A 19,015-nucleotide genomic window follows, 5' to 3' on the forward strand; every position below is an offset into this window, starting at 1 on the left:
GCCCCTTCCGGGCCGTGCCGGCCCTTCGCGAGGGCGTCGGTGTTCCGCTGGACGATGTAATCCCCGACTTCGTGGGCTGCGGTGAGCGCGGCGTACGCGGCGGCGAACCGGGCGGCTGCGCCGGTGGAGTTGGTGTTCACGTGGGGCTCCTTCTCGGTGGATCTCCAGGTTGGGCGCGCGGCCTTCGCGGGTCTGTTCCGGAAGACCACAGCTCGCATGACGCAGGTCACATCGGTCGCTTGCCGGTCTCCCGGTTGGCGATTGGCTCGTGGCGCCAGTGCACAGCGCTGGGCGCTGGGGCGTGACGGGTCCACGACGCACGAGCGCGGCACCTGCTCCCCGCAGTGGGGAGAGGGGCCGCGCTCGGTGTCCGGACAGTGTCCGGGCTGAAGCTCCTATAGATCGTCAAGCGGTCTGGAGAAGCGATTTCGGTGTGGTTGATGGGCTGGTGAGGTGCTTGTAGACCTCGCGGGCGATGAAGCGTTTGAGGCAGCGCAGGATGTCCTTCTTGGACATGCCTTCGGTGGTGCGGCGGGCGACGTAGTCCCGGGTTCGCTGGTCGTAGCGCATGCGGACCAGGGCGATCATGTGGAGTGCGTTGTTGGCCTGGCGGTCGCCGCCGCGGTTGAGGCGGTGCCGGTTGGTGCGGCCCGAGCTGGCGGGGATCGGCGCTGCCGCGCACAGGTGCGCGAACGCGGCCTCCGACTTGAGCCGGTCGGGGTTGTCGCCTGCGGTGATCAGGAGTTGGGCGGCGGTTTCGGTGCCGACGCCGAGCAACTCGACCAGTGTCGGGGCGACGGTGGCGACCAGGGGCTTCAGCTCGGCGTCGGCCTCGGTGATCTCCTCGGTCAGGTACTGGTAGCGGCGGGCGAGGCGGCGCAGGGCTGTCCTGGCCGCGCAGGCCGGACCGGCGATGTCTGTGCCGGGCCGGGAACGGGCCAGGTGGCGGATCAGGTCCGCAGTGGCCAGACCGCGCAGCTTCTCGCGGACCTCACCGGGCGCGGTGACGATGAGGGTGCGGATCTGGTTGATCGTCTGGGTGCGGGATTTGACGGCCGAGCGGCGCACTACGCGCAGGGCGCGGATGGCCTCCACGATGCCGTCGTGGGTCTTGGGGGTGCCGCCGGCCCGGCCGGAGAGCACGGCGGCCGCCGCGGCGTAGGCGTCGACGGGGTCGGACTTGCCGTTCCTGCGACGGGCCCGGCGGTCGGGCCGGTCCACGTCGACCACGGTGACCTGGCTGGCCCGCGGGAAGCGGGCGAGTTCGGAGCCGTAGGCGCCAGTGCCCTCGACCCCGACCGCCATGACATCGCCGTGCGAGCACAGCCAGTCCAGCAGTCGACGGTAGCCGTCCGGGGTGGTGGGAAACGTCTCGGTGTCCAGGTGACGGCCGATCGAGTCGATCACAGCGGCCTGGTGGAAGTCGGTGTGGGTGTCGATACCGCCGACCACCGCTATCCGCTCTGCCATGCTGGTTACCGCTGTCCTTCCGTACGACGTGCGAGGGATGGCACGCGCCGGTCGGGCAGCAGGACAGGACAGTGACGGGACCTTTGGCCGGGCTCCTATGAGGTCACAAGCTCCCGACCGGCGCAGTACCTGGCGGCACCGCCCGGACGGCCGACGATTCAACCCAAGGACAGCCGGAGCGTCAGTCAGGCGGAGGGTCAGACCCCCGAGCGGTGCCATCTACATCCTCACTGTCAGGCGGTGGTCAGCGGCGGCGCGGTGGCGGGCCGTACGGCGTCGCCCAGGCGGGCCGGTCGTGGCGGGTCGCCGTGGCGGCGGGGGCGGTCTGCCGCAGGGCGCGGTCGAGTACGGCCATCGCCGCGGCGGCGGCCTGGGCCATCGGCCGGAACGCCTCGATCGCTGCGCGGATCGGCGCCATCGCCTCGGCCATGACGGCGCGGGCCTCGGCGACGACCAGGTGCGTGTGCCGGCCGCTTTCCCGGCGGCGGCGCTGGGCGACCGCGGTGACGGCCTCCTCGACGGTCAGGCCGTGAAGCTTCACCAGGCGGCCGATCAGGATGAGCGCGGCGCGGGCGGATGCCTGCTCGGGCGTCATGCGGTGGGGTCCTTCCGAAGGATGTCGGGGGGCAGGTCGTAGGCGTCGGCGACCGCTTCGGCGATCTGGTCGCGGCGTGCCGGGGATGCCAGCGGCGCGGGCGGCTTGGGTTCCTCGGGCGACTGGAGCGCGTCGGCGAGGTGGCCGAATGCCTCGGTGAAGGCGGCGCCCATCAGGTGGCGGGGCACGGTCGCCCGGTACGCGAACCGGACACCCGGATCGCGGTCCGGCCCTTCGGTGTCCGGACGTGTCCGGACGGTGTCCGCCCTGATGGGAAGGGGTCCGCAGTCGTGCGTCTCGCCGATGTTGAGGGGTGTCCGGACAATCCCGCCGACCATGTCCGGACGCGTTCACGACTCGACCGCCCGCGTGAAGCCGGTGGCCCCGGCGGGCGGCTGCTGGTCGTGGTAGACGATCGGCGCGCCCGACGTCAGCCCGGTGTTGTCCTCCGGGATCGCTGCCGCCGGGGGCGGGACGAGGAGCGGGCGGCCGGGGCGCGGCAGCCACATCGGGTGGTCGAGGCGGACCAGGACGTGAAGCATCTCCGCCAGCCGGTCGGCCATGTCGCGGGCGCACTGTGGGGAGAGGTCGAGCGCCCATCCGGCGTGGGACTGCTGGAGCGCGTACGCGATCTCCTGAGGGGTGGCCGGCCTCACACCGGCCGACGGGTTGAGCGCTTCGTCCCACTGGTAGTCGCAGCGCTGGCAGCGGCGTTCAAGCCGCTTGGGCAGCGGGCCGCGCCGCTCCAGGCGGCCGTTGTACTCCTCGATCACGTGGGCGGTCGCCTGGCGGAAGACGGTGAACGCGTCCAGGTTCGAGCACATCGCGCACTCGGTCTCGTTGCCGGAGAACGGCGGCAGCACCGTCTGGGGCTGCTCGGCCTTGGGGGTCGCGGCGTCGGGGGCTGGGTCATATGCCGATCCTTCGGTTCGGTGGTGCCGGGGGATGGTAGGGGTTCAGCGGAGCGCGGCCCGTGCCGCACGCACTCGTTCGACGGCTGCGGTAAGCCGCTCCTCGGAGACGCGGGGGGTGGCTGGTTCACCTCGTGTCCCTTCGGGCGGGGACTGCCGGGCACGTCAGGGAGTGGTGGCCGCCGAGGCTGGTCCACCAGGTCTCGCAGTGGCAGCCGGGCGGGATGGCGGTCGCGCGCTCGATCTCGGCGAGGTCGGCGACAGGGCCGGGGAACTCGCTGCCGTGCCGGTAGGCCGCGACGACGCGGACCAGGCGGGCGGCGTGGCGGGCCTCGCGATGTATGCCGAGGAGCAGCCCGACCGATGTGGTGAACAGGCCGGCCGCGTACAGGTCGTCACCGGCGTCGAGCGCGGAAGAACCGGCGAAGATCGCGACCATGTAGCCGATCGCGTACAGCGTGATCATCATGGTCCGGGCGTTGGTCACTCGGTGGGTCCTTCCTCGCGGCGACCGCGCTGCTGCCGTGCGGCGTGCTCGGCGACGGGGACGGCCATCGCGTACACCGCGGTGATGCAGTCGGCGAGCGCGCTGGTCCCGTCGCGGTCGGAGGGCTCGGCGACCGCCCAGAACAGGGCGTACGCGGCGTCCTGGTCGCGATTCGCCCACGCGGCGATGAACTGCGCGGCGAACTGGACGGGCGGCGGCAGGACGTCGATGTTGACGGGCCCGTCGGGGCCTTCGAGTTCGAGCCCGTAGAAGATGCCGGGACCGTTGGCCTCGCGCACCTCCTTGGACGCGGTCTCGGCGAGGGAGCCGAGGAGCGCGTACGTGGAGCGCGGTCCAGCGTCCACGATCGGCTGGAGAGTTTCCAGGCCGCGCTGGACGTCGCCGACGACGCCGTGCGCCAGCGCTTCGAGGATGACCTGAGGTTCGGGGGCGGGCATCGGGTGGAGTCCTTCCGGTCGTCGTACGGTGTTCCGGGCCGCCTCGCCCCCCGATAGCGTCGGGGGTCGAGGCGGTTCGTGGCGCTCGGTCATCCGGGGAGGCTGGCGGGCCGCTTGGCGCCGCACGCGCACTTCTCGCCGGTCAGGTAGTGGTTCTTCTTGCAGAGGTGGCAGCGCCACACGTACTTCGCCCGCAGGGCGACCCCGCTCAGTGCGTTCCTCTCCTGGGTCGTGACGCACTCGGCGAGGAGCGCGACGACGGCCGCAGTACGGTTCTGCGCCTCTTCCTCCGGCATCGGCAGCGTGCTCACCTGCTGGTCTCCCGTTCGTTGCGGATTTCGCGGGCGACGTCGACGCCCTGCCAGTTGTCCAGGCCGGCCGACTCCAGGCAGCCCAGCCAGGCGGCGCGCTCCTCCAGCTCGACGCGGTCCCGGCCGGGGTCGAGCTGCCCGGCGGCGGCCAGGCACGCGGCGATCACCACCGAGTCCGGGACCCTGCTCGGGAAGGCGACGCTGGCCCCGGCGTTGGACATGTCCAGCACGCAGACGCCGGTCTCGCTGACCATGGCCCACACCGCGCCCGAGGGGTGCTTGAGCAGGCCGCGCGGGTCGAGGATGTCGCCGGTCCAACCAGCGGCGTCCAGGGCCTCGGCGATTCCGATGCGCTCGTTCCACGTCATGAGGTGATCTCCAGTTCTTCCAGAGGCTGTTCGCTGTTGATGTTCAGGGCCCTACGGGCGAGTTCAGGGAGGGCGGCCCAGCAGGCTCCGCCCAGGTACCAGCGAGACGGCTTCGGGGTCCGGCCGGACCGGCACGGCGTCGCCGTGTACGCGCCGCGCGGCAGAACTGGCCGGTCACTTCGCGGCCTCGGCGGCGCGCAGCTCGGCCAGGTGCTCGGCGTGGAGCCGGCCGACCTCCGGGGTGCAGTACCGGGCGAGGACCGCGGGGTCCATGCCGGTGCGGCACTCCGGGCCGATTCCGAGCGTCTTCGACGTCTCGTCGCGCAGGGCGCGCCCGCAGGACCAGCAGCGGAACCGAAGGTCGGCGAAGCAGCGGGCGGCGACCTCGGGCCCGGCCGTGATGGCGGCCACGACCTGGTCGAGGTACGCGCGCCGGGTCCGCGACCAGGCCGCCACGAACAGGTGGCGGGCGGCGTGCTCGGTGGGGACGTCGGCGCGCAGGGGCACGGCCGGGCCGTACCACGCCTTCGCCGGCCATGGCTTGAGCGTGCTCGTCCGGGCGGTGCGCGTGCGCCGCCAGTACGTGACGGTGCCCGGGTCGGCCGGGTCGAGGACCGCGTAGTAGCCCGCCTCGATGGCGTCCAGCTCGGGCCAGTCGATGGTCGTCATCGGTCGCCCTCCAACGAGTCCAGGTACTCGTCGTGGAGGCGGGCGACCTCGTCGGCGTGCTCGATGATCCACTCGGCGGCGGCCTCGCGGGCGACCGCCGTGCGGGCACCGGATTCCTCCCAGACGGCGGCCAGCGAGTCGATCGCGCCGAGGCGGGACCGCTCGACGTTCGGCTCGTCGGGGACCGGCTCCCATCGGGCAACGATGACCGACCGCTGCTCGACCTCGACGGCCTCGACGGTGTTGCCGAACCAGCCGTGGTCCGGCGGCGGGCCGACCTCGTAGTTACCGGCGTCGAGCTGCGCTTCGTACGTCACCGCCCACGTCCGGTCATCGTCGTCGCGGACGATGCACCTGCGCTGCTGGCTGTACTTGAGCGTGGCCACGGGCTCGTCGGCGAGGACCGTTTCGCTGTACGTGACGTCTTTCGGGCTGTCGGGCGGAACGCCCAGACCGGCGAGCTGGCTGACGGTGAACTGTCGGGTGGTCATGGTGAGTTCTCGCTTTCGTCGTGGTGCGGCTCGGCCGCGGGGGCGGCGAGATGCCTGGTGGAGGGGTGACGGTCGCCGAGGACGAGCGCGCGGGTGACCGCCTGCGCTCCGTACCGCTCGGTGGCCGCGTCCTGGCCGTGCTCCTCGATGTGCCGAAGCACGTCGCCGGGCACGAAGTCCTCGGGGATGGGGCGGGCCGGCCGCCGCTGGGAGGGCCCGCACAGCAGGCACCCGTTCTCGGCGGACGGGTCGATCGGGCTGCCGGGGTGCCGCAGGCATCGGTTCGCCCGCGCCGGGCCGAGGGCGGCGGCGACGGCCGCGCGGGCCTTGTCGATCTCGGCCGCCAACTCGGTCAGCGTCTGGTCGTTCACGTCGTGCCGGGCGGCGAACTCGCACAGCGTCCGCAGCGAGGCCCCGATCGCGGGGAGGAACTCCGGGTTCACGCGCCTACCGCCTGTCGCTCGTCGGTGCCGTGAGCAGCAGGGGCCGCCGGGCGGGGATTCCGCTCCTGCCAGCCGGTCATGTGCCGGTTGACCTGGTGGTCGAGCTTCACGCCCCACACCCCGGCCTCATCAAGGGCCCGGCGGTACCGGGCCTCCTCGGCGGCCTCCTGCGCCGTCCACGCGTCCACGACGCCCTGAGCGGCTTGCCGGGCCTCGATCTCGGACTCCCAGCGGGCAGCGGCGTCAGCGACCGCGCGGGCGGCCCTGCGGTGCTCCTCGTGCCGCTGCTTGCAGGTCACGCACTGGCCGCCGCCGATGATCTGCCCGTCCTCGCACCCGGGGTCGGGGCAGTCCTGGGTGATAAGCGCGGCAGCGAGCCACGAGTTCCGGTTGATGATCCGGTCACAGCCCCCCGGGTCCTCGAGACCCTTGCGGGGTGCCGTGCAGCCGGAAGCGGTGCACCGCTCGCACCCGCGGTAGTCCGCCGCCGCGCGGGTCTCGGCGTGCTCCCCGTACCAGCGCCGGTTCAGCCGGGCGATCACCTGCTCCGGAGTCCGGCGCGGGATGCCGGGGGCGCCGTCCAGCAGGTCGTTGATCGCCCGGTGCAGCCCGGGGTACAGCCGCGTACCAGGAGCAGCAACGGCGGCCGGGACCGCCGCCCGGACCATCTCGAACCCGGGCGACTCCTTGCGGGGCCGGGTCTTCGTCGTGGCCGGGCGGGGAGACTTCTTGCGCTGGGTGGGGAGGGTCGTTCCGGACGCGGCGGAGCCGCCTTCGGCCTGGCCGCTTTCACCAGCCGCGCCGTCGCTCGCGCCCGCAGACGCGCAACCGCCTGCACTTTTGCCGACGGCGTCAGCGACAGCGCGGTTGTTCTCGGATGGTGACTCGGAAGGTGACTCAGAAGGTTGTGGGACTACAAGTCCCTGGGGTACGGACTCGTAGTCCTGGGGGTGGGGACTAGTAGTCCCTGGGTCCACCCCGGGACTCGTAGTCCCTGGGTCACCCGACTGGACGTCATCCGGCTCACGCGTCTGGCCGTCCTTCTTCGGCCGCTTCGTGCCCTTGTCCGTCCGGGCCTTCTTCGGCGGGGCGGGGGCCAGGGCGGGCCGGCTCTGGGGTGTCAGCGGGGGACGTCCGAGGCTCGCCCGCTGGTCGTTGATGTCGGCGAGCTGGGCGGCACTCCACCACTCCGCCGGGATCATGACCTCCCAGATGACCGGCCGCTGCTTCTCGGGGATCGCCAGCCACGCCTTCGAGCGGTGCTCCTCCTGCCGCTTGAGGATGCCTCGGGCCTCCATCTCGCGGCACCGACGGCCGGCCGTCTTCGCGTCGACCCGGGCCTTGTCCGCCAGCGTCTTGTACGAGCGGAAGCAGTTGCAGCCGTCGAAGTCTCCCTTGATGACCAGGGCGACGAGGATCGCGCGCTCCTCGGCATCGCGCACCGGGGCGTGGTCGGCGGCCCACAGGATCGGATACAGGCTCATCGGGCCCTCACCGCCTGGGGGCTGCTGCCGCGTCGGTCATGGTGTCTCTTCTCGATCGTGCTGTCGGTGGGGTCAGAGGGCGGGTCGCCAAACGGCCCGAGCGCCCGCCGGCCGGTGCCTGGTCCGCTCCGGCAAGCTGAGCCCGGCTCGCCGAAACGTCGGCGTAGATCAACCTCATGACCGGCCGCTGGTCCTACGCCGGTACGCGGCCAGGTCCAGAACGCCCGGTGGGAGGACCGCCGGGCGTTGCTGTGTGGCCGGACGCTGCCGGGCCGGGCATGTCGCCACGTGCGGGATGTAGAGCTTTTCCCAGGCCATCAGCGGCAGCTCCTCGGAGGGGCGCCGGGACCGGCGGGTGCCCGTCCCGTCGCGATAGACCGCGGTGTTCCCCGACTCGTCTGGCTCCGGGGCGACGGCCATGCGCTTCCCGGCGTCGGTGACGGTCCACAGCACCTCGCGGCGGCAGTCCATGCAGATCGAGCGCTGAGGCATCCGCGTTCTCCTTCCAAGGGGGTAGCCGGCCGTGCCGCCTCAAGTGGGCGGGGCGGCACGGGACGGGGTCAGTCGAGGACGGCGTCGAGGATCAGCTCGCCGAACCAGATGAGGACGGCGACGACCAGGCCGACGACCCACCACCACGGCGGGACGGTGGTGATGGCGTACGTGACGCCGGACGCGAGGGCGCCACCGGCGAGGCCGAGCAGGAAGCGGGCGACGGGGTCCACACGTCCGGCTCTCACTGGCCGGCCGCCGTGAGACGACGCGGGCGGTGGCGCAGCTCGACGTCGGCCTCCAGCAGCAGCGTCCGCGTCAGCCCGAACGACAGGTCGTACTCGGCCGCCAGGTTCCGGATCGACGCGTTCTCGGCGTACTTCTCGGCCAGCTTGGCGCGGACCCGGTCGCGGTCCTCGCCGCGCAGCCTCGGTCGCCGCGTCAGCTCGTGACGGGCGCCGCGCCGCTCCTGGAGAGGGGTCCTCTGATCAGTGCTCATGGGTGCTCGGTTCCTTCCGTTGGGTGGTGGTATCGAGCGGCGCGAGCGTCCAGCTCGGCCGCGTAGGTCACCAGCGACCGAAGCGACTCAGCCCGTTCAGCGGGTGAAGCTCCGGCCGCCGCCGCTACGAGGGCGGTGACGTGGTCGTGGTCCCGATTCGCGTACGCGGTGACCAGGCGCGCGGCGAACAGGCGGGCGGGGTCGTCGGCCGCGTCACCGAACTCGTTCAGCACCCACGCCTCGCCCCGGTCGAAGTTCGGGCCGCGGTACAGCACGAGCAGCGCCTGGCGGGCCTCGTGGGCCATCCCCCGGCACGCGGCCAGCAGGTCGAGGGCATCGCCCTGGTCGGAGATCCGCGCGGTGATCTCGCCGGCCAAGTCCTCGTCCTGGTCGCGGGCGGCCTCCATCACCTGACACGTCCAGAGCGTCAGCAGACCCGGGCTCAGCACGCCCGCCTCCGGTTCACAGCTGCCTCTGCGCGCTGTACGTGCGGACGATGTCGCCGATGTCGGCGAGGGACGCCTCGGCGCACACCTTGTCGGCCGGGACACCCTTGTCGTCCCGCAGGTGCGTCGGACTGCCGCAGTACCGGCACGGCCGTTTCTGCGGGTCCCAGTGCGCCGACGAACCCCAGTTGAGGAGCCCGTTCACCGGCAGCGGCGACGGGTCCAGCTTCGGCACCGACTGCTTCCGGGCCGCCCTACGCCGCCGAGGTGCCATCGGCCTTCTCCTTCTCCCGCTCCTGGCGGCGCTGCTTCTCCGCCGCACGCCGGGCCTTCCGCAGGAGATCGGCGCGCTCGTCCTCGTCGAGGCCGCCCCACACGCCGTAGTCCTCGCGGAACGTCAGGGCGTGCCCCAGGCACTCGGCCCGCACGGGGCAGCGGACGCAGATCTCCTTGGCGTCGTCTGCCAGCACGGAGGCCGGCACGCCGCCCTTCCCCACGGGGAAGAAGTGGGCGGTCTCGAGACCGGCGCACGCCGCGCCGTCGCTCCAGTGATGCGCCCGGGGCAGGGTCCGGTGGTCGTTGGGGTGAGGGATTCGCGGCATGATCGGCTCCTTGCTTCGTCGCCGTGTCCGGACAGACCCCACGGCATGTCCGAGCACGTGTCCGCGCTGGTCAGGGCTGTAGAGAGGGCGCCGGGGCGGCTATGTCCGGGAGGCTGTCCGCGTCGTGTCCAGACACATCCGGACACGGCCGGCGGTGCCGTCGACGGCGGGGTGCCCGCCGCACGTTCCAGCCGAGCGAGCCCGCGCCGAGCAGCAGCGGGACCCACACGTGGGCCGTCGAGACCACGGCGTTGACCACGGTGGCGTAGGCCCGAAACACGTCGATCAGCCACATGGCGAGAGCCCCATCTCCTCGCGCCAGCGATCCACCGTCCGCGCGGCCATCCCCAGCCGCTCACTGATGACGGCAGACGACTTCCCGGCCTCCGTCATGACCTGCACGGCCCGCGGAACGCCAGCCGATAGCCCGTCTCGACCTGCCCGCGCCACGAGACGATGGGCGTACGGCATCCGGTCGAACCGGTCCAATGCACATGGCCGCCATCGACGGCGACGATCCGCAGAGCGAATACGTCCTCCCATGAGGCGGCCGAACCAGGGTGGCCCCGGCCGGGCGCAACAGCGCCAGGCCGGGACTCGCCGACGGAGTCGAGAGCGGCAGCGATCACCTCCGACGTCACACCCTCACCCCGCCCTGCGAGGCCGGGGCATCTTGCCCACCACGTCCGACCGGTCCAGAGAGGAGACGTGCCGGGCGACGACGATCAGCGTCCGCGGGTGCTCGACGTCCAGCTCGGCCACGGCATACACAGCCGTGATCTGCGCATCGTCCAGCCACGCGATGCCGTTCCCGGCGTCCGCGACGTGCTTGACCATGTTGTCGACGTCGATCCGCTGCCGGTCCGGGCGGAAGAACACCGCGCCCAAGGCCAAGTTGCCCCTCCACGGCTCCCGGAAGCTCCGCCGGAGCTGCCAGCCCGTACGGTCCTCCGCCGCAGTGTCGACGTCCGTCTTGTACGTCCGCCCGTTCCCGAAACGGGGCCGGGCCTTGCTCGGCGGATCCCCGGGCAGCACGAGAACCGCGTACTCCGTGACGCCCGGCGCCAGGACCTCGGCGAGGAGCCGGGCCCGCTTCTTGTCCACCTCCGGGCCACCGGCGGGCAGGAGGCTGGCCGCCTCACTCATTCGTCACCACCGATCCGCATCCAGTTCGGTACCAGCGGCTTCGCCTGCCGGACGCCGACCATCACCATCTGGTCGGCGTCCTCCGCCTGGACATTCGCGTCAGCGGACAGCCACCCGGGCACCGAGCCGACGGCGACGCCGGACTCGCTGAGGATCTGGTCCAAGAGCACGGTCACCGCCACGCCCGGCTTCCACGCCCCGCACTCCACCAGCACCGTGCGGGTGGACACGTCGATGTCGAGCACCCGGACCGTCGCCGGCTCCCAGACGCCGTCTCGGGCGCGCAGGTACGTACGGCCCAAATCGGTGATCGCCGGCCGGGCGTCGAGCACCTGCGCAAGGGCCCGCAGCTTCAACTGCGAGACCTCGGTCGGGTTCGAGACGACCTGCCCCGCCGCGAGCGCACGCAGCAGTGCCTCCGCTCCCGGCGGGAGCGGCAACTGCCGCGCCATCCGCGTCACCCTCACCTGCGCGGCCCGCCACGACGTCGTGTGCCGCGTCGTCTCCGCCGAGCACGGGCAGGCGCGTACCAGTTCCTGGGTCTCGTCGCTCGTGTGCCCGTAGCAGCGCAACACGCTGTACCGGCCCCGCTCGCACAGATCCGTGGAGCAGCACGAGCAGCGCGGGCATTCGACCTGTGCGGGCCGGACATACTCCGGCCCGAACGGCTCATACATGGCGGTCCTCCGGGGTCCGGGTGGTGGTCTTGCAAGAGAGGCACTGGCGACCGCCGGCATCGACCAGGTGCGGCATCATCGCCTCCTCGGCCGGGCACCAGACCCGCAGAGGCCCGACGCGAAACGACGCGTACCGGGCGCTGGACCGGCTCCGACCAGGCAGAACCGCGAACAGCAGGCAGACCACGGCGACGCCGACGCCGACGGCGGAGACGACGGCCAAGAGCCCGTTCACCCGCTCATCCCCTCGGCTCGGGACCGCGCCGGGACGATCGGCCAGTCCGTACGGACTGACGCCGCCAGGCCCCCCTTGCCGGAGGTCGACTCGAAGTGGGCGCGGAGCCCGGCCTGCTGGTCAGCGGCCCACCGGACCTGGTACTCGTGCAACTCCTCCAGCGGCTTCTCCAGCAGCCACGGGTACACGTCGACGATCGCCAGGGTCACCGTGCATGCGGCGACCGCGTCCGCTCCGGCGTCGTGCGCGCCGCCGTGGACCACGTTGTATGTCCGGCACAGGTCCTCAAGGCGTCGGCTGCCACGCCGGTACCGGTCGGCCTGCTTGTCCAGCACGCGCGGGTCCAGGACGAGCGGCACCGACGCCGCGAACAGGGAGCGCAAGCCATGCCGATCGGCCTCCCGCTCCAACATCGTCAAGTCGAACGGCGCGTTCATCGCCACGATCGGCCAGCCGGTCTCGGCGGCGGCCACCAGCTCTGTGACGATCTCCTCGACCACCGCGGCGGCCGGGCGGCCCGACTCGCGGGCTACCTCCGTCGTGATCCCGTGCACCGCGGTGGCGCCCGGCGAGATCGGCACGCCGCCCGCGTCGGACAGCCACGTCATCGTCTGGACAGGCCGACCGGCGTTGTACGTCACCACGGCCGCCGTGACGATCCGGTCCGCCTCCGGGTCCACCCCGGTGCTCTCGATGTCGAAGCCCACCAGGGGCTTCGTCGTCCAGCCGTCGTTCACCGGCTGCTCCTCTTCTCTGTCTCGCGGCCCGCGGGGCCCGTCACGACCAAGCGGCCGTGACGGGGCCCCACGGGGAAGGGGCGGCGGAGGGGAATCACCCGCGCCGCTTCCGACGGGTCGTGCGCTTCGGCTGCGACCGCTTGCGCGGCAGCGGCCGGGTGCGGGTCTCCTGCGGGTCCTGCGACTCCTCGGCCCCCTCGTGGGCCTCGTCGGCCTCGGCCAGGAGTCGCGTCTCCTCGGCCGGGGCGTGGATGATCTGGACCTCGCCGGCGTCCCCGGCCTCGTCCGCCTTGAGCAGGGCGACCAGCTCGGCGGACATCGGGACGACCTTGTGCAGGCGGCGCAGCGGCGACTTCTGCCACATGGCGTCGAAGTCGGTGTGCCAGAACGAGTCAGCCTTGCCCGACTCCACGGCCCGCCGGTACGCCGAGCTGTACTCGTCGCGGATCGCCTCCGCGTCCTCGCGGGACAGCATGATCACCTGCGAGCGAGCACCAGAGGCCATCCAGCAGAACGCGTACGCCAGGATCGCCGGACCCCGGTCCTTCTTGGACTTGGTGACGGCCGGACGGTGCGTGAAGTCCAAGGGGGCCGGGGCGGTGGGCTCGTAGTTCCACTCGTCGTTCTCGTGGATCATCCCGACGTGCACCGAGCCGACCCGGCCCGAGCGGTACATCAGCTCGACGTAGCCCTGGGCCATCGGCACGAACACCGCCGTCTTGCCCTCGCGCTTGATGACCGCGTGGCGGCCGTCCGGCACGAGACCGAACCGGGCGCATGTCAGGAGCGCCTGACGGAGCGAAGCCGGGGTGCAGTAGACCAGGCCCGGCAGAGCGGCCCGCACGGCGGACAGGAACGCCTTGACGTCGATGTGCGACGGCAGGGCCTTCGTGAAGTCGTCGCCGTACTGCTCCAGCCACGACAGGGCCATGTCGGCGGCCTCGTCGCCCTCGGCCTGGGCCGACGTGTGGAGCTGGGCCGGGATCGACCCCTTGGTGTCCTCGGCGACAGCCTGCACGGTCGCGTCGGCGGCCGGCTGCTCCGTGGTCGCCGCGATCACGCGGGCCTTGAGGGTGGACAGAGACATGGGTCAGATTCCCTTCGCGGGTACGACGAGGCGGCGGGCGCGGAACTTCTCGTACGTCGCGGATTCCTCGGCCTTGAGCCGGTCGACGTCGAGCGCGGGCACCATGCGCGTGTACTTGGTGACGAGGTCCGGGTGGGCCTTGGCGAACTGCTTCGACGCGAAGGTGCCGTTGCCCTTCCACGTCCACGCGGGCTTGCCGCCCGACTTGGCGATCTCGTTCTCGCCGGTGAGCAGCTTCATCTCGTTCTCAACGAGGCGGAGTTCTTCCTGGATGGCCTTCTCGCGGGCCTTCACGTCGGCGTGCTTGGCACGCAGCTCCTTGGCCTTCGCCACGTCGATCTCGGCGATGGTCTCGGCCTTCACGGACCAGAGCTTGGCCAGCAGATCGGTGGTCGCTTCCAGGCCGTCGGCCGGGGGCTCGATCCCCTCGACCACGTGCCGCTCGAACCACTTCCCGCAGTAGTCGACCAGGTACGCGATCATTTCCTCGTCGCGCTCCAAGCGCACCCAGCGGAACTTGTTGCCTCCGACGAGCGCGGCCACGAAGCCGTGGTCCCAGCCGCCGACGGCCATGCCCCAGTGGCACTGGATCGCGGGGGCGTCGGGAACCTTGCCGTCCTCCCACTGCTCCGCCTGGTACTCGCTGCGGGATTTCAGTTCCAGCACACCGGAAGCCGGGCCTGGACGCTCGAAGGTGAACCGGTCGACGTTCACCCGCATCCACGGGTGATCGATGTGCATGAGCGTCCCCGGCGCTTCGGCCGTCGCGATCCCGGACCGCTTCGTGAACAGGTGGGCGAGAAACGGCTCAATCTCGGTACCGATCTCGGCGGCCTCGTTGCCCTTGAACGTGCTCCGGCCGTGCTTCTCCTCGAAGACGTGGCGCGGACCGGTGTACTTGCCGCCCAGGCCGAGGATTCCGGCGATGTCGGAGCCGCCGAGGCCGAGGCGTCGGGTGGCCTCCCACAGCTCGCGCGGGGCGTCGGCGGGAAGGAGGAGACGCGCGGTGGGCGCGTCGGCCAGGCCCCGGGGCGCGCTGTCGCCGAGGTCGAACAGCGGGGGAGTCAGCAGCTCAGACATTGGCGACCTTCCGGCAGGTGCGGCACGACAGGGACACGAACTCGCGGTCTCGGGCGGTGTAGTTGATGCGTCCGTCGTCGCACGCCGTGCAGGCTGCGCGGGCGTCGGCCAGCTCGGTGAGGAACACGGCGGCCTGCCGGGCGGACATCCGTCCCGACCGCTTCGTCAGCTCCTCCTGGACGAGGCGGGCCGCCTCGCTCTCGCCACGCATGTCGAGGAACACGGCAGCCTGCTTGGCGTGGAGACCACGGATCTCGGCCGCCGCCCCGTTGAGGAGGAGCACCGCGTCCGTGAACTCGCCCGCCTCGGCCGGACCGGCGTTGAAGGCGCGGATCGCGTCGCGCTGTTCGGCCTCTTCGAGTTCGGCCTCCCGCTTGCGGAACTCGGCGAGGACCGCCGTATACAAGTCGACGTGGCCACAGCCGTTGTCCCACTCGTCCACGACGTACCACTCGCCGTCCTCCGAGAAGCGGATCGGGCGTGCCTCCGCGCGGGGGCCGCCGCACCGGGGACACTCGGCCGACACGGTGACGGTGACGATGCGCACGCCGACGTACTCCCGGCCCGACCCGCGGTCGCACACCCGGTACGTCATCGACGCGGGGCGCGGCGGCACCGTCGTCAGACCAGCCGTGTACCGCGCCCACACCGCCGTTCCGCCGTTCTCGTGCGGCGCGGAGTACGCCTCGTACGCGCCAGCGGGCTCGTACGAGGGCATCCGCAGCGCGGTGGGGATGCGGCGGGCGGCGCTCTTCCCGCCTTCGGCAGACGGGTAGACGTGGACGAGCTTCCACGTGCCGCGTTCCGCCCGCATGGTCGCCGCGAGGATCTGGTGGCGCGGAAGGACGTGGGTTCCGGTGCGTGCCATCAGCGGCCACCGCCGTCGCGGCGCTGGTTGGCCGGTGCCGACTGGCGCGGGAGACGGGCCAGGGCCCGGCGGACCTGGAGGCGCGAGGGGTGACGCAGCGGGCGGCACAGGTGGCAGGTACGCGGGTTGTGCTCGGTACAGTTTTTGCTCACGGTTCCTCGATTTCGAGTGGTTGAGGTTCCGGCGACGCTGGGGGCGGCGATCAAGGCCCGGCATGGCCCGTCGTCCCCCGGCGGTCGCCTAGTTGCCTAGGAGGCGTTGCGGCGCTGGACGATCTCGGCCAGCGGGCGCACGGCGGTCATCGCGCTGATCTCGCGGATGTCGAGGCCGGTGAAGGTCACGCGGGAAGCCCCGCCGTTGTACGGGAACTCCCGTGCGTACGCCTTGCGCTTGAGCTGGAGTTCGGACCACGGCAGGAAGCGGGATGCTTCCTCCGGGGTGTAGTGGAAGATCGCGCCCTCCGGGGTGCCCGGGAACGGCACCTCGCGACCGACCCGCTTCGCCGTCGACTTCTTAGGGATCGCCTTCTTGGCGGCCCCCTCGGGGGCCGCCTCTCTGGTCGACATGACTTCTCCTCGGGTGATGTCGTCCACGGAAACGGCCAGTGCCTCCGCCAAGCGGTTGAGCAAGGCATCCCCGGCACCGCTCTTGCCTCGCTCGATGCGCGAGACCTGGCTGGCGGAGGTTCGGGCCAGAAGAGCCACACGCCGAAGGCTCAGAGACTGAACCTCACGCAGTGCCCGGATGGCCGTTCCGTTCGGTGTCACGTTCAGAGACTAGACATACGCGATCACCCAAGCAAGACGTTTGGGGTACTTCTGCGTTCAGTTTCTGAACATGAACACGGATGGGGGTATGTACACCAGGCACACCTTTGGGAATATGACGCAACAAGTAAGTCCGTATGCGCTGTTCGTACGCCGTTGCTGTTGCAAGGTCGTGGGGCATCATGGATTCCATGACCAGAGACTGGGCACGGCTCGGCGAGAAGCTGAAAGCGGCACGAACCGAGCACGGTATGGAGCAGCAGGACGTCGGCGACAAGATCGGTGTGAAGCGCGGAGCGCTGCGCAACATCGAGAAGGGCTCGATCGCCAAGATCACGACGACCGTTCGCGCGTACGCGCGGCTCGTCGGATGGACGGACGACTCCATCACCCTGGTGCTCGCCGGAGGTGAGCCGGTGTACGCCGCTGCCGACCCTGGGCAGTCGGTCGAGCCAAAGGCCGGCCGCGATCCGCTGTCGGACCTCTCGGTCTATGTGCAGCAGTCGTTGAGGGAGGGGCCTTTGCTCGACTCGCGCGTAGCAGACGTGCGCACGCCGTCGGGGCGCGTGCGGGCGACGATCGTGATCCGGGGCGAGAGCGGGAAGTCGGAGGAAGATCTTCTGGCCGCCCTGAGATCACTGAGGATCGACGTAGCGATAATTGACGATTAGCTCACAATTAAACCAATTGGGTGTTTTTGGGATATTTATTAGTGATCTTTGCCACTCCCTGTTAAGTCGCGGTTAAATGTGCCGATCGGGTAACCCACCGATTTGTTAGGCCGGTTGGGAGTGCGGATGGCAGGTCATTGCCGTCGTGCGCAGCGTGTGTCGGGAGCCCCGAGCGAGGTCATTGCCTGGATCGACCACGATCGGCAGCCGGGCCTCCTCCTCCTGAACGCGACCTGCTTCACGGCGCAAGAAGAGCAGGGGATCACCGCAGTCCTGGCGCGGGGGCAGTACACCGTTGACCAGGTGATGAGCGTCTTCGTCGGATTAGGAGGGTGAGGGTGGCATACGCCCAGAAACGCACGGCTCGGGGGAAGACCTACTTCCGGGCCTGCTACCAGCGCCCCGACCGCAAGGCTCAGGACTACGTGGTGGACCAGGACGGCCGCGCTGTTCGGTACCCGACGAAGACCACCGCGCAGAAGGCGGCCGAGAAGGCTGAAGCCAGCGCGTTCGAGGAAGCGAAGAAAGGCCGCTGGGTCCCTCCCGAGCAGGAGCGGGCCGCCGCCCTCGTCACCTTCGGCGAGTTCGCCAAGAAGTGGCTGGAGGAGCAGAGCCTCGCAGACTCAACGATGCAGAACTACCCGCGCAGCCTCGCCCATTTGCTGCCGAAGTTCGGCGACCAGGCCATCCGGGACATCACCGCGCCGATGGTTAACGCCTGGGAGAGGGAGAAGCTGAGTCAGGGGTGCGCGGCGAGCAGCGTCCGAACGTACCGCTCGCTCCTCCACCTGATCCTCGCCGACGCGGTCGACGCCGGCCACGCCGAGAAGAACGCCGCCGAACGCCGCCGCGGCCGGGGCCGCCGTCACGGCCGGAGTCAGCGGCGCGGTCCCGAGAAGCAGATCACCACCATGCTCGGCTCCCTCCTGATAGCCGAACGCGCGTCGCTCCTGTCCGGCCGTGACGACGAGTTCGTGGCGCAGATCCACAAGTCGTACACAGGCAAACGCTGGGGCGAACTCGTCGGCCTGGAGACCCAGTACGCCCGGCCCGAGTCGCGCGCCTTCCGGGTCGAGTGGCAGTTGTACGAGCTGGACAGCGGTGAGCTGGTGCGCTGCCCGCCGAAGGACGACAGCTATCGCACCATCGACTCCCCGCCCTTCCTCTCGCGCCTAGTCGGCGACCACATCGCCCGTACGAAGCCGACGCCCTGCCCCTGCCATGGCCTCACGTACGTATACAGCGGCAGGGGCGTCGGCGGCTCCCGCCAGCAGGGACCGACCCTCCGTCAGGTTGCCGACCTGGCCGGCGTCTCGACCGGCACCGTCTCCAACGTCCTCAACCGACCGGAGAGGGTCGCCCAGGCGACACGCGAGCGTGTTGAGAAGTCGATCGCCGAAGTCGGTTTCGTCCGCCAGGCGGGCCCGGCCCGCGAGGCGGCCCACTGGCGGCGCAGCGGGCACGCGACGTGGATCTTCACCCCGGCCGCGACCGGCTGGTACCCGAAGAAGGCACCGCAGGACGCGCACCCCGTCCCCGTGACAGGCGGGTTCCCCGGCGTACCCGTGCGCGGCCGGGGTGCCGCCAACCGGGCCGAGGCGTGCTGGATGCCGATCAAGGACCGTCTCACGCGCCACGGCCTCCGTCACGGCCACCGGACGCTGATGGAGGAGCTGGGCACACCCAAGGTCCTCATGGACGAGCGGATGGGGCACGAGGACGGATCGGTCAGCGCCCGCTACAGCCACGTCACCGACACAATGCGGACCACGCTGATGGATCAGCTCACCGAGGTCTGGTACGAGTCGCTGGACGCCCGCATTCTGTTGCATCCGCGTTCGCCGGTCCCGGTGCTGGACAGGCTGTTGCAGCAGCGTGCCGCCGAGGCGTGACACGGCTGACCAAGATCACATCCAGTTGACATCCAGAACGCTTCTGGAACGCAATCAGGGCCGGTCCCCTCGAAAGGGAACCGGCCCTGACCTGGTACTTCACTGTCGGGGTGGCGGGATTTGAACCCA

Annotated in this window: 28 protein-coding genes and 1 pseudogene; 2 read left to right on the forward strand and 27 right to left on the reverse strand. The window is 70.9% G+C overall.

Annotated elements, in window-relative coordinates:
• Nucleotides 1-405: 405 nt before the first annotated feature.
• From ACWF94_RS10290 to ACWF94_RS10420, 27 genes and pseudogenes are all read right to left on the reverse strand, one after another.
• The gene (locus tag ACWF94_RS10290; protein ID WP_453486615.1) at nt 406-1,470 is read right to left on the reverse strand and encodes an IS110 family transposase; all 1,065 of its coding nucleotides are present in this window, start codon (nt 1,468-1,470) and stop codon (nt 406-408) included.
• A 244-nt stretch (nt 1,471-1,714) separates the two neighbouring features.
• A complete protein-coding gene (locus ACWF94_RS10295; RefSeq protein ID WP_453486617.1) occupies nt 1,715-2,065 on the reverse strand; it encodes a hypothetical protein in 351 nt (116 codons plus the stop codon).
• Nucleotides 2,062-2,403: a hypothetical protein gene (locus ACWF94_RS10300; RefSeq protein ID WP_453486620.1), complete on the reverse strand. Its 342-nt coding sequence runs from the start codon at nt 2,401-2,403 to the stop codon at nt 2,062-2,064. Before ACWF94_RS10300 ends, ACWF94_RS10295 begins: the two co-directional genes overlap by 4 nt.
• A 12-nt stretch (nt 2,404-2,415) precedes the next feature.
• The gene (locus ACWF94_RS10305) at nt 2,416-2,928 is read right to left on the reverse strand and encodes a hypothetical protein (protein WP_453486623.1); all 513 of its coding nucleotides are present in this window, start codon (nt 2,926-2,928) and stop codon (nt 2,416-2,418) included.
• A gap of 175 nt (nt 2,929-3,103) precedes the next feature.
• Nucleotides 3,104-3,463, reverse strand: coding sequence for a hypothetical protein (locus ACWF94_RS10310; protein ID WP_453486625.1), 360 nt, complete (start codon nt 3,461-3,463; stop codon nt 3,104-3,106).
• Nucleotides 3,460-3,921 (reverse strand): hypothetical protein, encoded by a 462-nt coding sequence (locus ACWF94_RS10315; RefSeq protein WP_453486628.1) that lies wholly within the window; start codon nt 3,919-3,921, stop codon nt 3,460-3,462. The genes ACWF94_RS10310 and ACWF94_RS10315 overlap by 4 nt, the downstream gene beginning before the upstream one ends.
• 89 nt (nt 3,922-4,010) lie before the next feature.
• Nucleotides 4,011-4,232: a hypothetical protein gene (locus ACWF94_RS10320; protein WP_453486630.1), complete on the reverse strand. Its 222-nt coding sequence runs from the start codon at nt 4,230-4,232 to the stop codon at nt 4,011-4,013.
• Nucleotides 4,229-4,600 carry a hypothetical protein gene (locus tag ACWF94_RS10325; protein ID WP_453486633.1) on the reverse strand — a complete coding sequence of 124 codons (372 nt, stop codon included), beginning with the start codon at nt 4,598-4,600 and terminating at the stop codon, nt 4,229-4,231. Before ACWF94_RS10325 ends, ACWF94_RS10320 begins: the two co-directional genes overlap by 4 nt.
• A gap of 174 nt (nt 4,601-4,774) precedes the next feature.
• A complete protein-coding gene (locus ACWF94_RS10330; protein WP_453486636.1) occupies nt 4,775-5,269 on the reverse strand; it encodes a DUF6011 domain-containing protein in 495 nt (164 codons plus the stop codon).
• Complete coding sequence (locus ACWF94_RS10335) at nt 5,266-5,760, reverse strand: hypothetical protein (RefSeq protein WP_453486637.1); 495 nt, start codon at nt 5,758-5,760, stop codon at nt 5,266-5,268. Before ACWF94_RS10335 ends, ACWF94_RS10330 begins: the two co-directional genes overlap by 4 nt.
• The gene (locus ACWF94_RS10340; protein WP_453486639.1) at nt 5,757-6,203 is read right to left on the reverse strand and encodes a hypothetical protein; all 447 of its coding nucleotides are present in this window, start codon (nt 6,201-6,203) and stop codon (nt 5,757-5,759) included. The genes ACWF94_RS10335 and ACWF94_RS10340 overlap by 4 nt, the downstream gene beginning before the upstream one ends.
• Nucleotides 6,200-7,687, reverse strand: coding sequence for a hypothetical protein (locus tag ACWF94_RS10345; RefSeq protein WP_453486642.1), 1,488 nt, complete (start codon nt 7,685-7,687; stop codon nt 6,200-6,202). The genes ACWF94_RS10340 and ACWF94_RS10345 overlap by 4 nt, the downstream gene beginning before the upstream one ends.
• Before the next feature lie 174 nt (nt 7,688-7,861).
• On the reverse strand, nt 7,862-8,179 hold the full coding sequence (locus ACWF94_RS10350; RefSeq protein ID WP_453486645.1) for a hypothetical protein: 318 nt from the start codon (nt 8,177-8,179) through the stop codon (nt 7,862-7,864).
• A gap of 68 nt (nt 8,180-8,247) precedes the next feature.
• Complete coding sequence (locus ACWF94_RS10355) at nt 8,248-8,412, reverse strand: hypothetical protein (protein WP_453486646.1); 165 nt, start codon at nt 8,410-8,412, stop codon at nt 8,248-8,250.
• An 11-nt stretch (nt 8,413-8,423) separates the two neighbouring features.
• Nucleotides 8,424-8,678: a helix-turn-helix domain-containing protein gene (locus ACWF94_RS10360; RefSeq protein WP_453486648.1), complete on the reverse strand. Its 255-nt coding sequence runs from the start codon at nt 8,676-8,678 to the stop codon at nt 8,424-8,426.
• Nucleotides 8,675-9,127 (reverse strand): hypothetical protein, encoded by a 453-nt coding sequence (locus ACWF94_RS10365; protein ID WP_453486650.1) that lies wholly within the window; start codon nt 9,125-9,127, stop codon nt 8,675-8,677. The genes ACWF94_RS10360 and ACWF94_RS10365 overlap by 4 nt, the downstream gene beginning before the upstream one ends.
• A 13-nt stretch (nt 9,128-9,140) precedes the next feature.
• A complete protein-coding gene (locus tag ACWF94_RS10370) occupies nt 9,141-9,398 on the reverse strand; it encodes a hypothetical protein (RefSeq protein ID WP_453486651.1) in 258 nt (85 codons plus the stop codon).
• A complete protein-coding gene (locus tag ACWF94_RS10375; protein WP_453486654.1) occupies nt 9,379-9,726 on the reverse strand; it encodes a WhiB family transcriptional regulator in 348 nt (115 codons plus the stop codon). The genes ACWF94_RS10370 and ACWF94_RS10375 overlap by 20 nt, the downstream gene beginning before the upstream one ends.
• 645 nt (nt 9,727-10,371) lie before the next feature.
• The gene (locus ACWF94_RS10380; protein ID WP_453486656.1) at nt 10,372-10,872 is read right to left on the reverse strand and encodes a RusA family crossover junction endodeoxyribonuclease; all 501 of its coding nucleotides are present in this window, start codon (nt 10,870-10,872) and stop codon (nt 10,372-10,374) included.
• Complete coding sequence (locus tag ACWF94_RS10385) at nt 10,869-11,549, reverse strand: hypothetical protein (RefSeq protein ID WP_453486659.1); 681 nt, start codon at nt 11,547-11,549, stop codon at nt 10,869-10,871. Before ACWF94_RS10385 ends, ACWF94_RS10380 begins: the two co-directional genes overlap by 4 nt.
• Complete coding sequence (locus ACWF94_RS10390; protein ID WP_453486662.1) at nt 11,542-11,784, reverse strand: hypothetical protein; 243 nt, start codon at nt 11,782-11,784, stop codon at nt 11,542-11,544. The genes ACWF94_RS10385 and ACWF94_RS10390 overlap by 8 nt, the downstream gene beginning before the upstream one ends.
• Complete coding sequence (locus tag ACWF94_RS10395) at nt 11,781-12,521, reverse strand: exonuclease domain-containing protein (protein ID WP_453486664.1); 741 nt, start codon at nt 12,519-12,521, stop codon at nt 11,781-11,783. Before ACWF94_RS10395 ends, ACWF94_RS10390 begins: the two co-directional genes overlap by 4 nt.
• A gap of 94 nt (nt 12,522-12,615) precedes the next feature.
• Entirely contained in the window at nt 12,616-13,608 is a 993-nt protein-coding gene (locus tag ACWF94_RS10400; RefSeq protein WP_453486667.1) for a recombinase RecT, read from the reverse strand.
• Nucleotides 13,609-13,611: 3 nt separating this feature from the next.
• Nucleotides 13,612-14,688, reverse strand: coding sequence for a YqaJ viral recombinase family nuclease (locus ACWF94_RS10405; RefSeq protein ID WP_453486669.1), 1,077 nt, complete (start codon nt 14,686-14,688; stop codon nt 13,612-13,614).
• Entirely contained in the window at nt 14,681-15,556 is an 876-nt protein-coding gene (locus ACWF94_RS10410) for a hypothetical protein (RefSeq protein ID WP_453486670.1), read from the reverse strand. The genes ACWF94_RS10405 and ACWF94_RS10410 overlap by 8 nt, the downstream gene beginning before the upstream one ends.
• Before the next feature lie 248 nt (nt 15,557-15,804).
• Nucleotides 15,805-16,122 (reverse strand): hypothetical protein, encoded by a 318-nt coding sequence (locus ACWF94_RS10415; RefSeq protein WP_453486677.1) that lies wholly within the window; start codon nt 16,120-16,122, stop codon nt 15,805-15,807.
• 27 nt (nt 16,123-16,149) lie between these two features.
• Nucleotides 16,150-16,323: pseudogene (locus tag ACWF94_RS10420) on the reverse strand (helix-turn-helix domain-containing protein); the annotation flags it as partial.
• Between the two features lie 191 nt (nt 16,324-16,514).
• Between ACWF94_RS10420 and ACWF94_RS10425 the strand changes: the two are divergent.
• Entirely contained in the window at nt 16,515-16,994 is a 480-nt protein-coding gene (locus ACWF94_RS10425) for a helix-turn-helix transcriptional regulator (RefSeq protein WP_453486672.1), read from the forward strand.
• Nucleotides 16,995-17,332: 338 nt separating this feature from the next.
• A complete protein-coding gene (locus ACWF94_RS10430; protein WP_453486675.1) occupies nt 17,333-18,886 on the forward strand; it encodes a LacI family DNA-binding transcriptional regulator in 1,554 nt (517 codons plus the stop codon).
• Nucleotides 18,887-19,015: the final 129 nt, after the last annotated feature.

It is taken from the genome of Streptomyces sp. NPDC055078 (genome assembly GCF_053607985.1).